At 41.2% G+C, this 11,253-nt stretch carries 12 protein-coding genes and 1 pseudogene; 8 read left to right on the top strand and 5 right to left on the bottom strand.

The features are described from left to right. A pseudogene (locus tag C2M25_RS22105) lies at nucleotides 1-353 on the bottom strand (PAS domain-containing protein); the annotation flags it as partial. 163 nt (nucleotides 354-516) lie between these two features. Here C2M25_RS22105 and C2M25_RS18945 point away from each other — a divergent pair. The 8 genes from C2M25_RS18945 (at nucleotide 517) to C2M25_RS18915 (ending at nucleotide 8,045) form a co-directional block, all read left to right on the top strand. Then, nucleotides 517-1,677 (top strand): Gfo/Idh/MocA family protein, encoded by a 1,161-nt coding sequence (locus C2M25_RS18945; protein WP_105181876.1) that lies wholly within the window; start codon nucleotides 517-519, stop codon nucleotides 1,675-1,677. Nucleotides 1,678-1,683: 6 nt separating this feature from the next. Then, complete coding sequence (locus C2M25_RS18940) at nucleotides 1,684-2,736, top strand: sugar phosphate isomerase/epimerase family protein (protein WP_105181875.1); 1,053 nt, start codon at nucleotides 1,684-1,686, stop codon at nucleotides 2,734-2,736. Between the two features lie 34 nt (nucleotides 2,737-2,770). After that, a complete protein-coding gene (locus C2M25_RS18935; RefSeq protein ID WP_105181874.1) occupies nucleotides 2,771-3,991 on the top strand; it encodes an MFS transporter in 1,221 nt (406 codons plus the stop codon). 24 nt (nucleotides 3,992-4,015) lie between these two features. Continuing rightward, the gene (locus C2M25_RS22100; protein WP_234003611.1) at nucleotides 4,016-4,423 is read left to right on the top strand and encodes a 3-keto-disaccharide hydrolase; all 408 of its coding nucleotides are present in this window, start codon (nucleotides 4,016-4,018) and stop codon (nucleotides 4,421-4,423) included. After that, nucleotides 4,378-4,707: a 3-keto-disaccharide hydrolase gene (locus tag C2M25_RS22095; protein WP_325051049.1), complete on the top strand. Its 330-nt coding sequence runs from the start codon at nucleotides 4,378-4,380 to the stop codon at nucleotides 4,705-4,707. The genes C2M25_RS22100 and C2M25_RS22095 overlap by 46 nt, the downstream gene beginning before the upstream one ends. A 1-nt stretch (nucleotide 4,708) precedes the next feature. Further along, entirely contained in the window at nucleotides 4,709-6,388 is a 1,680-nt protein-coding gene (locus C2M25_RS18925) for a GMC family oxidoreductase (RefSeq protein WP_105181873.1), read from the top strand. Between the two features lie 2 nt (nucleotides 6,389-6,390). Further along, nucleotides 6,391-7,146, top strand: a complete 756-nt coding sequence (locus C2M25_RS18920; protein WP_105181872.1) for a gluconate 2-dehydrogenase subunit 3 family protein — start codon at nucleotides 6,391-6,393, stop codon at nucleotides 7,144-7,146. A gap of 68 nt (nucleotides 7,147-7,214) precedes the next feature. Continuing rightward, nucleotides 7,215-8,045, top strand: coding sequence for a sugar phosphate isomerase/epimerase family protein (locus C2M25_RS18915; RefSeq protein ID WP_105181871.1), 831 nt, complete (start codon nucleotides 7,215-7,217; stop codon nucleotides 8,043-8,045). Nucleotides 8,046-8,173: 128 nt separating this feature from the next. Here the strand turns inward: C2M25_RS18915 and C2M25_RS18910 are convergent, their stop codons facing one another. The 4 genes from C2M25_RS18910 to C2M25_RS18880 form a co-directional block, all read right to left on the bottom strand. Further along, nucleotides 8,174-8,671, bottom strand: a complete 498-nt coding sequence (locus C2M25_RS18910; protein ID WP_058584181.1) for a GNAT family N-acetyltransferase — start codon at nucleotides 8,669-8,671, stop codon at nucleotides 8,174-8,176. Beyond that, complete coding sequence (locus C2M25_RS18905; RefSeq protein ID WP_055199007.1) at nucleotides 8,662-8,928, bottom strand: type II toxin-antitoxin system TacA family antitoxin; 267 nt, start codon at nucleotides 8,926-8,928, stop codon at nucleotides 8,662-8,664. The genes C2M25_RS18910 and C2M25_RS18905 overlap by 10 nt, the downstream gene beginning before the upstream one ends. A gap of 311 nt (nucleotides 8,929-9,239) precedes the next feature. Then, nucleotides 9,240-9,737, bottom strand: a complete 498-nt coding sequence (locus tag C2M25_RS18895) for a hypothetical protein (RefSeq protein ID WP_158679751.1) — start codon at nucleotides 9,735-9,737, stop codon at nucleotides 9,240-9,242. Between the two features lie 1,094 nt (nucleotides 9,738-10,831). Next, nucleotides 10,832-11,167, bottom strand: coding sequence for a hypothetical protein (locus C2M25_RS18880; RefSeq protein ID WP_105181866.1), 336 nt, complete (start codon nucleotides 11,165-11,167; stop codon nucleotides 10,832-10,834). Nucleotides 11,168-11,253: the final 86 nt, after the last annotated feature.

The raw sequence follows: 11,253 nt of genomic DNA, 5'->3' as shown, positions 1-11,253 counted from the left end.
CCAATCACATTGCCATCGTGATCTTTTAAAGCATGCTTTGATGTAGAAAACCAACCAAGCTCACCTTGTTGGGTTTGGTTCAGCTCTAAACGGTCAGTTACTATGTAGCCTTCCATCACCCGTTTATCGTCATTGACGTATTGAAACGCAAGGTGCTTTGGTGAAAAATCGAAGTCTGTTTTTAGCAATATTTGCTCCAGTGTTTTATAACCCTGATGCTCAATAAAATGCTGATTACAATGCAAGATTCTACTATCTGTGTCTTTTACCCAAAAGAGGATATCTGGCAGTAAATCAAATGCAGCAATTAGCTGATTTACGCCAGCTTTTTTTATTATTTCTTGAATATCCATCGCTTAATTTTGTCTCAATAAATAACAGCCCTATATATTTTAAACGCCGATTTTGTTGCATTGTCAACCGAATTTTTATTAGCGCTTATTGGCTAAGCTTTCCTATTATCAATAACATGACATTAACAGTAGCAGACGCTATTTAAATTTAGGAGCTCTTAAGATGAGCAAAGCTAAGATCCGCATGGCAATGGTAGGCGGTGGCGATGGTGCCTTCATTGGCGCTATTCATCGAATTGCAGCGCGATTAGACGGAATGATAGAGCTTGTTGCAGGCGCATTCAGTTCAGACGCAAAAAAATGTAAAGCAACTGGCGAACTACTTGGGCTTGATAGCAGCCGTTGCTACGACAGCTACCAAACGCTTTTTGCCGAAGAAGCAAAATTACCTACTGATAAGCGTATTGATTTTGTGGCTATTGTCACCCCAAACCACTTACATTTTCCGGTCGCGAAAATGGCGCTTGAACATGGTTTTCATGTGCTCTCAGATAAACCTGCAACGCTTACTCTCGCAGAAGCAGAGCAATTACAAAGCATTATTGCAAAACAGCAGGTTTTATATGGGTTAACCCACACTTACACCGGTTACCCTATGGTCAAAGAAGCCAAGCATCGCGTAAAAGCAGGCGAGCTCGGCAGCATACGTAAAGTCATTGTTGAGTACACTCAAGGCTGGTTAGCACACAGCGAAGACGAAGGTTCAAAACAAGCAAGCTGGCGTTTAGACACCAGTAAGTCTGGCATTAGTTGTTGTATGGGCGACATTGGCGTGCATGCAGCTAACTTAGCCGAGTATGTTTCTGATCTCGAAATCACCGAGCTTTGCGCCGATTTAAATCATGTGGTTGAAGGCCGAGCCCTTGATGATGATGGCACCGTGCTTCTTAGATTCAATAATGGTTGTAAAGGCGTTTTACTGGCAAGCCAAATTGCTATTGGCGATGAAAACAACTTACGCCTGCGTATTTATGGCGATAAAGCCAGTCTTGAGTGGTCGCAACTTGAGCCGAATAGCTTATGGCTAAGAGGCCACAATCAAGCCGCAACATTACTTAGAGCGGGCGTGGGTGAATTACACCCTGACACGCAAAATGCCCTACGCGCCCCTGCCGGTCACCCAGAAGGCTACCTTGAGGCATTTGCCAATATTTACCGCAATTTTGCAGCGCAGATCCACGCATTTAAGCAAGGCGATAACGCAACAAATTCAGCATTTGATGTGCCTGGCATCAATGAGGCTGTGCGTGGTATGGCGTTTATTGAGCATGTTGTTGCTTCATCGAAGCAAGATACTAAATGGCACAAATTACAGATTGGATAAAAAAGAATGAATAAAATCAAAGGGCCAGCAATATTTTTGGCGCAGTTTATTTCAGATCAAGCCCCCTTCAATAGCTTTCGTGGTTTATGTGAGTGGGCAAGCGGTTTAGGTTACAAAGCGATTCAAGTGCCAACCTCAAACCCGACTATTTTTGATTTAGAAAAAGCAGCTCAAAGCCAGCATTACTGCGATGAAGTCACTGGTATTGCTACAGAGTATGGACTTACAATTTCAGAGCTATCAACACATTTGCAAGGCCAGTTAATTGCTGTTCACCCTGCCTACGATGAAATGTTCGATAACTTTGCCGCAGAGCATGTAAAAGGTAACCCAGCAGCGCGAACAAAGTGGGCAACAGAGCAACTGATGATGGCTGCTAAAGCAAGTAAAAACCTTGGTTTAACAACCCATGCGACGTTCTCGGGTTCTTTTTTATGGCATACCTTTTACCCTTGGCCACAGCGTCCACAAGGACTTGTTGAACAAGGCTTTAGTGAACTTGCTAAGCGCTGGTTACCCATTTTAGATTGCTTTGACGAGCATGGCGTGGACGTGTGTTATGAATTACATCCGGGTGAAGACCTGCATGATGGTGTGACATTTGAGCGCTTTTTAGCAGCAACCAATAATCACCCACGCGTTAATATTCTTTATGATCCGAGCCATTTTGTATTGCAACAGCTCGACTATTTAGCGTTTATCGATATTTATCATTCGCGCATTAAGGCGTTTCATGTCAAAGATGCCGAATTTATCGCAAATGGCCGCTCAGGTGTTTATGGCGGATTTCAAAACTGGCAAGACCGACCAGGGCGTTTTCGTTCTTTAGGTGATGGCCAAGTAGATTTTAAGCAAATCTTTAGCAAGTTAACTCAATATGGTTTTGATGGCTGGGCTGTACTTGAATGGGAATGTTGCTTAAAGCACCCAGAGGATGGGGCAAGAGAAGGCGCTGAGTTTATTAAAGCACACTTAATAAACCCAACCGACAAAGCCTTTGACGATTTTGCCAGTGGCGCAACAAACACTGAGCGTAATAATCGAATTTTAGGTTTATAAAACCGACAACAATAGAACACACAGGACACACAATATGGACAACAATAATTATAACCGCATTGTCTTTCGGCTTTGCTGTATAGCACTGATTGTGACCTCCATGACCTTTGCCATTCGTGCTGGTATTTTGGGTCAACTTGGCAGTGAGTTTGGCTTAACCGACACCGAATTAGGTTGGGTTAATGCCATGGCATTTTTAGGCTTTCCGGTCGCGACTATGGTCGGCGGTATTATTTATAATGCCATTGGCGCGAAAAAATTAGTGGCGTTAGCGTTTATCTGTCATTTACTTGGTCTTGTTTTGACAATAACAGCTGATGGTTTTTGGGGCTTACTAGTTTCTACCTTTTTAATTGGTTTTGCCAACGGCGCTGTTGAAGCTGGCTGTAACCCACTAATTGCAGAAATGTACCCTAAAAACACCACCACTATGCTAAACCGTTTTCATGTTTGGTTCCCAGGTGGCATTGTGATTGGCGCACTTGCTTCGAATTTTATGTCGGGAGCAGGTTTAAACTGGCAATGGCAAGTAGCGTTAATTTTAATTCCTACGGTTATCTATGGCGCTATGCTGATCAAAGCACAATTTCCACGCTTTGATACGCGTACTCACTCTACCAGCAGCAATATTCGCCACTTATTTACGCCGTTATACATCTTTTTAATTGCCTGTATGACGTTTACCGCAACCACTGAATTTGGCACACAACAATGGATTGAGCGTATTTTAGGTTCATCGGGTGCCTCTCCTATGGTGGTATTAGCCCTGATCACCGGCTTAATGGCGGTTGGTCGTTTCTTTGCAGGCCCCATTGTGCATAAGCTCAACCCTACTGGTGTATTACTTGGATCTGCCATTTGTGCAAGCTTAGGTATCTTTATGATGAGCCAAGCCGAGGGCAGCATGATTTATCTAGCAGCGATGCTTTTTGCACTTGGCGTAACCTACTTTTGGCCGACCATGCTTGGCTGCGTTGCTGAATACATTCCAAAGTCAGGGGCGCTGGGTATGTCGTTAATGGGCGGTGCAGGCATGTTTGCTATGAGCATCTGGAACCCTGTAATTGGTAGCTGGATAGATACGGCACGCTCATCAGCAGAAGCAAGTGGCGCAAGCGCTGAACAAATTGAAATTTTAGCCGGACAGGCTGTATTACAAAACCTACTGATCTTCCCAATTATTTTAATCGTCGCATTCATTGGGTTGCATTTAGTAATTGATAAAAACAAACGCACCGAAAAATGTGCGTCTTAAGCAAGTAAATCGTCGAGGAACACTATGTTTAAATCTCTTAAAGCACTGACTTTAATGCTCACCGTTAGTAGCTGTGCACTCGCTAATGCGGCTGACAATCAGCTAACACAACAAGAAAAGCAAGCTGGCTGGCAGTTGTTGTTTGACGGCAAAGATATGTCGCAGTGGCGTAATTTTAAAAGCGAATCTTTAAATCCTGCATGGGTCGTTGAAGATGGCGCTATGACATTAACCAAAGGTGGCGGTGATCTGCTTACTAAAAAGCAGTACCAAAACTTTGAATTACAGATTGACTGGAAAATCTCTACTAAAGGCAATAGCGGTATTTTTGTATTAGCTGATGAAACCGGACAGATGATTTACTCTCATGCACCTGAAATTCAAATATCGATAACGAAGAACACCCAGATACCGAAATTGACTCGCACTTAGCAGGGTCAATTTACGATTTATTTGCTGCGCCAGTTGCGGCGCACAAACCAGCAAATAGCTGGAACCATGTACGCATTAAAATGCAAGACAACCACTTACAAGTTTGGCAAAACGGTATTAGCACCACCAGCATTGTAATTGGCAGTACAACATGGAACACCCTTGTTAAAGGCAGTAAGTTTGCAACCTGGAAAAACTTTGCAACGGCTGAACAAGGTCATATCGGGCTTCAAGACCATGGTGACAAAGTGTGGTTTAAAAATATAAAAATCAAGGAGCTATAAGATGTCTGATTTTAAACATAAGGTATTAGTTGTTGGCTCTGGTGCTGGCGGTGCAATGGCCGCATACACGTTAACCAAGCTTGGTCACAAGGTGTTATTACTTGAAGCGGGCTGTAATTATGACCCGAAAACAGAAAGCCCGATGTTTCGTCGTAACAACGAAGCCCCACTTATGGGTGCAGGTAACAAAGACAAAAACTTTGGCTTTTACGACGCAACCGTTGATGGCGGCTGGCAAGTACCTGATGAGCCTTATACCAGCGCCAAAGGAAGCGACTTTTATTGGTGGCGCGCACGTATGTTAGGTGGTCGAACTAACCACTGGGGCCGCTATTCATTACGCTTTAGTGAACACGATTTTAAAGGCAAAAGCCGTGATGGTCATGGTGCCGACTGGCCATTTGAATACGCTGACTTAGCACCTTGGTACGATAAAACCGAAGAACTTGTGGGTGTATGTGGCACCAATACTGGCCATGAAGATATGCCTGATTCGTCACCGGGTATTTTACAGCCACCACCAAAGCCGCGTGTTCCTGAGCTTTTAATTGCCGCTTCTGCAAAGAAAATGGGCATTCAAGCAGTGCCTATGCACCGTGCGGTATTAACCCGCCCGAAAGATGATCGCATGGCCTGTTTTTATGCAACGCCTTGTGGCTCTGGTTGTTCAATTGGTGCTGCTTTTCAAACTACTACATCGCTATTACCTATGGCAAAAGCCACCGGCAACTTAAAAGTTATTACCGATGCCATGGTTAAATCAGTCAAAGTTGATGAGCAAGGTAAAGTCACTGGCGTCACCTATGTTGATAAACACACAATAACCGAACATGCTATTGATGCCGATGTGGTTATCTTAGCCGCCAGCGCCTGTGAATCAGCACGTATTTTATTAAACTCAAAGAATAAAAAGCACCCAAAAGGCCTTGCTAACTCAAGTGGCCAAGTAGGTCGAAACTTGATGGATTCGACGGGTGCATGGTTAGGTGCGCAAATTCCGGCACTTAAAGGTCGCCCACGTTATAACGAAGATGGACATACCGCTAATCACTTATTTATTCCTTGGTGGGGTCATCAAGCACAAGCTAACAATGAATTAGATTTCCCACGTGGTTATCACTTTGAAATTGGCGGTGGCTTTAGACAACCAGGCTCGGGTGTATCGGGTGATAAACAAGGCTATGGCCCTGCCCTTAAACAGCAAATTCGTGATGCATATGGCTCTTACGTTGGTTTTGCTCTGCGTGGTGAGATGTTACCGAACAAAGATACCTACATGGAAATTGACGAAAACGTTAAAGACAAATGGGGTATTCCGGTATCAAAGTTCCACTTTAAGTGGTCTGACAGAGAATTAAAGCAAATCGAACATGGTTTAAAAACTGCGAAGCAAATTCTAGAAAACATGGGTGCGACCGTTGGCGAACTCCCACCTGCTGAAAAAGCAATTTCAAAAGGTGGCGAAATCATTCACGAAGTGGGCACCACACGAATGGGCAGCTCAAAGAAAGACTCTGTCACCAATCAATGGGGTCAAACATGGGATTGTAATAACCTATTTGTAATGGATGCCGGTGTATTTGCTTCTAACCCTCATAAAAACTGTACGCTCACCATCATGACACTGGCAATGCGTAATTCAACTTGGCTTGCTCAACAAATTGATAACGGGGTACTTTAATTATGCATCATCGTAACGAACACGACTCATATAACTATGTTTCAAACATGAGCCGCCGTGAGTCTTTAAAATGGCTTGGTCTATTAGCTGCGGGCTCGGCGATTGGTTTAACTGCTGGCTGCACAAACGCACTGGAAGATGACGTTGCAGTCTCTGCAAAAGAGCATTGGCCTGATTTAGATATCAAGCCTGTAACCGCTAAAGGCTATGGTCAAGATCCTAATTTGGTTATGCCACCAGAATCACCTTGGCCACTGACCTTAACCGCAGACGAACTCACGTTAGTAGCGCTTTTATCTGATTACATTGTACCGCGCGAAGGCGCTATTCCTTCAGCCAGTGAGCTACAAGTACCGGCTGTTATTAATGAATGGGTGAGCGCACCGTATGAAGGCCAACAACGCGATAGAATTAAAATTTTAAATTCATTAGCGTGGCTTAACGATGAGGCACAGCTTCGTTTTAAAAAGCAATTTGTTGCACTTAACGAAAAGCAACATCGCGCGATTTTAGACGATATTGCGTTTTTAAACGAGCAAACACCTGCTCAATTTCAGCGCATTGGTAAAGCCTTTTTACGCTTTAAAGAATTAGTGCTGGCAGCATTTTTTTGTACGCCTGAAGGCTGTAAAGACATTGGTTACCTTGGCAATGTGCCTATTGCAGGTGATTACCCTGGGCCTTCTGATGAAGCAAAAGCCCATTTAGATCAGGTTTTAGCTGAGCTTGGTTTAAGCGAGTACGCCTATATCGATTAACTTTCCCCCTTGTGTTATTTTTAACACAGTGCAGGGGGTCAGCCCCCTGCTTTTTTTAGGATTGAAGAATGTTTAAAACCCGCATTTTATTGCTCATTATTAGCCTTGTATTTAGTGGTCAATTATTCGCTAAACTGCCAGTGAGTGTGCAATTGTGGTCAGTCAAAGACACCTTAAAAAATGACTTTAATGGTACGCTTAAATCACTTGCCGAAATGGGATTTGACGGCGTTGAGTTTGCCGGAGATTTTGGCCCTTATTCTGATAACCCAGCGGCCTTAAAAGCAAAGCTCTCTGAATTAGGTTTAGTTGCCAGTAGTGCCCACATCGGCTTTGATGCACTCAGTGAAAACACTATTGATAGCACCCTGCTGTTTTACAAGACCCTTGGCGTTACTACACTTTATGTACCTTGGGATGAAAGAGCATGGCACCCTGAAGGAGTTAAATCTCTGGTTAAAGAGCTTACTAAAGTTAGTGATTATGCAACTCGCTTTAATATGAAGATCGGTTTTCACAATCATAATAAAGAGTTTAATGCATTTAATAACGCTACATTTTGGGATTATATTGCCAGTAACACACCCAAGACCATGCCATTGCAGTTAGATATTGGATGGGTTAATTACGCAGCTAAAGATCCAATCTACTTTATTAAAAAGTACCCTAACCGCACGCTTGCTACGCACATTAAAGTTCGTACGATTGAGGGTAGCAACATGAGCCCGATAATCGGCGAAAACAACATTGATTGGCCTGCCATCATCGATACTTTAGAGTCGCACGGCAACACAAAATGGTTAGTACTTGAGCAAGAAGAATATCCAAACGGGTTAACCCCACTACAAAGCGTTGCTAAATCAAAACAAAACTTAGATAAGATCTTACTTGGTTTATAAGGTTATTTAGGAATGAGCTCGCTTTAAACACGTGAGCTCATGACTTGGATTTAATTTGAAGGAGAGAGTTAAAGCATTGATTTTTAATATTACAGTTTCACTACTCCGCGCTATATAAAAACATATTTTTATGTCTGTGAAGCTTCGATATCAATAACTCTCGCCATTAGAGTCATAGCATCAATCGGCGATTCATTAAATCCAAACCTTTTATAAAATGCCTTTGCTTCGTCATCGAGAGCGTGAACTAAGATTCCAGCTCCACCAACAACATTCATCGCGTGTACAGAGCGTAAGACACAATCCTTCAATAAGCCCACACCTATCCCACGACCTTTATATCCTTCATCAACTGCTAGCCTTGCCAGAACAACCATAGGGATTGGATTGGGGCTATTTCTTTTAAGAGATGACAAAGCGCTTTCTCTTTGCACTGACCCCATAGCAATGGCGTAGTATCCTATTACTTTATTATTGTCATCACAAACCACATACACCCTAGTGTTATTTCTTTTATGGTTTTTTAGCGCTTTTTTTATAAGCCAGTCGTCTAATTCTGGTTTACCGCAACTAAACACATCTAACACATGCTCATCTGTCAGTAATTCTGGGGCCTTTATTCCCAAGGTGATTTCCTATTCAATAGCTCATTCATTCCTTTGTCTTTTATTGGCTCAGCAGTTAGCGCCTGCTCAAAAGCATCATACGCTTGTTCAGCCAGAATAAAGTCTCTATGATTAGAAATAACTTCATGTGCTTCAGCTAATGCAGCTTTTTGGATAAACACGGTTCTGTCTAATTTCATTAAACTTGCTGCAGCATCTATTATATCTCTAACTGATGGCTCTACTCGCATATTAATTGGTGCTGTTTTAGTAGCCATTGTGAACTCCTGTGTATCTGATTGATACACATATTGTAGTGTAGCTGTTAGATACACGCAATTATTACTTATTGCATATAACTCTAATAATCTGTTTCCTTATACCAACCCGTTTAATTATGTAGTCTATTTTGAGGCAATAAAACCTCGTTGATAACAAGGCAAAAATTTCGTTATTTAGTTGTTCTAAATGAGAAATTTTTAACGCAGTTAGCGACAGGTTTAATCCCTCAAAATGATTAAGTATTATTGCGGGTTGGTATTAGATAGTTTAATAGCAAACGTACTGTGAGATTGCTCTATTCTACGCTTTAGTCAGAAATAACATGTTGCGCCATTTCTTCATTCCAAGGTACATACAATGGAAACTCCAGATCTTTTTGCTCAACTAAAACTACTTTTGCAATTGGATGCCCACAATATTCCGTTGGCTGAAACGAGTGAATATTTTCAAAATTAACAGCTATATAGCTATTTGCCTTTTTGATTAATAAGGCCGAATCATCCATACAAGCATGAACTGCTATTGGTAAGCTTTTGAATGGCACTGCCGATACCGTGTGTTCATTTTTATAAAACCTATCACGTTCGATTTTCTCACCGATCTGCTTCAAAAAATTAATATATGCTTTCCAACGCGATAAAACTAAAAAGCAAGCTACTAGAAATACACAGCATAAACTTAACAATATTGAGTTTATAACGTTAAATTGACCCACGTAGTAAAACTGCGCAGCCAAAATTAGCAGCACACTTAAAGAAAACAAAGTCCGCAGAGTCGGACTCACCTTTGGAAAATTAATACGCAAATTTATTCCTTACTATTTCTAAAGTGTTGTAAACACGCTGTGGAAACGACTGAACGACAGCTTAAATTGTTTGTTATACGCTTTAAAACAAACAGCTAATCGTCCTTTCTTCGATGTCTAAAGATAAATCGTCCAAATTGAAAACATAAAACTAAAAATACAATGAGAAAAATGAGCCCATTTGCCCACTCAGGCAAAAACGCCACAATCTTCGGAGCAATGAGTTTAAGAATACCGAAAACTGCTACGATGAGAAGAATGAATGCAGTCCCTTTCACAAAAGCACTCCTAAATTTCCGTTCAATGCATCTGTTTATATTTTAAAAATACCAACGCCAAAAAACCAAGTTTGCTATATGAGGTAAAGTTGTATCACTTTTTCCTGATCTGAATTTACATAGAAACTTGCCTCGAATGCATGCCACTTCTTAGGAATTTTTTTTCAACCCCTATGAGACCGACAAATATGAAAGAACCTCTAGAATATAATGCCAGGTTAAACGAGCAACAAGCCAACCTTTACTTTTCCTTCATTGTGGAAATTTAATAGTTGGATATTTTCAATAACAAATAGACTCTTGATTCACAGTAAAAAAACTAGCTCGCCTTTAACGGTGGAATATATTAGTAAGCTAGTAGCAATAAACGTGCAGCCAATAATTTTAGTCTGAACCTTTCCCAAATTGCCTTTGCTACTCTTTGTGTACTTACTGTTATCATCCACAGACCCATTCAGTTTCGTTGGGCCTACAGACAGAGTAAATTCAAGTTCATTCTTGCTTAGAACATAAAGCCCAATGATAAGAAGTACTAGTGCTACTAAATCGTATTCGTAAACTTCCATATTTTCTTCTCTTCTTTGCGTTACTGCTAATTAAGTGCATTAATTGTTGAAACATTACACTGACAGATCAAACCCTAATTAGTAGTTGGCTATGATAAGGTTTGGAAATTTTTCTCAAAGCTCGAGATAAATTTTGATATATTTGTCGAGTGTCTTCATTCTTAATAATTACACTATTTTCTGTACCAACGCCGTTTGCTAAAAGACAACTTACTTTCGCCTTCATGGCTTCAGCAGCTTGTTCTGCGTATTAATGTACGTAGTAAGCTCTTTCTTTCATGAAATTACAAAAACGTTCCACCGAATATTTATATTTGGTGGGTTCATCCTTCCATTTATCCACTTCCATCCGATAGTACGCACCTTCAATTATCAACTGGCTTTGCCATATAAATTCATCAGCGACATCGATTTTTCCATCAAATAACTTCTGGAGGTCCCCGAGTGTTTTTTCCAATGATTCCTTTGAAAAGTCACTTTCTTTCAATTTATCCAAAGACTCATTATCTGATACAGGGCATACATTCTCTTGTGCGATTGATGTACTACTAAAAAAAATAATAAAAGAGAGAATAAACAATCTCAAAAGTACACCTTTATGCATAGCACCACAATATGGCGCGTTTTAAGTATGGCAAAAATAGCGAAGAACGAGTGTTAGTCAAATATCAA

It is taken from the genome of Pseudoalteromonas sp. T1lg21 (genome assembly GCF_002964625.1).
GTDB lineage: Bacteria > Pseudomonadota > Gammaproteobacteria > Enterobacterales > Alteromonadaceae > Pseudoalteromonas > Pseudoalteromonas gelatinilytica.
This window is presented reverse-complemented; position numbering and strand designations above follow the sequence as displayed.